At 65.8% G+C, this 462-nt stretch carries 1 protein-coding gene; it reads right to left on the bottom strand.

Features of this window, described 5'->3' with window-relative positions; all coding sequences use genetic code 11:
- Window positions 1-425 (bottom strand): FAD-dependent oxidoreductase (locus tag AC1DMY_RS20965; protein ID WP_477166770.1); only part of this gene is annotated, 425 nt, incomplete at its 3' end.
- Window positions 426-462: the final 37 nt, after the last annotated feature.

Here is a 462-nt window from a genome sequence, read left to right as displayed (position 1 = left end):
TGCACTTCCAGCCGGGCGGCATCGGCCACCTGATCGACGTTGAAGGCATGCGCTTCGAGCCCATTGATCGCCGGCCGGAACAGCCGACTGCCGGCCGCCAGCACCAGGCGGTCATAGCCAAGCGTCTGGCGCGATGGTTCGGCGCCCACGCCCCTCACCTCCACTTCACGGGCCGCCACGTCGATGCGCTCGACGAAGCCCTGTACGAACCGCACGCCGGTAGCGGCGAAGATCTCCAGCAGCGGCGCCTTCATCTTCAGCGGGTTCTGCTCGTAGAGCCGCGGACGCACGTGCAGCGCCGGCTCCGGCGCGATCAGCACGATTTCCACATCGGTACGCGCGGCCTCGTCGAGTAGACGAGCCGAAGCGAGGGCGCTCCACATGCCGGCAAAACCGGCGCCAATGACAAGAATGCGTTGGGACATCTCTACTGCTCCTGAATGGATCTGTGCTGCCTTGACC

It is taken from the genome of Dyella sp. 01L423, assembly GCF_056399945.1.
This window is presented reverse-complemented; position numbering and strand designations above follow the sequence as displayed.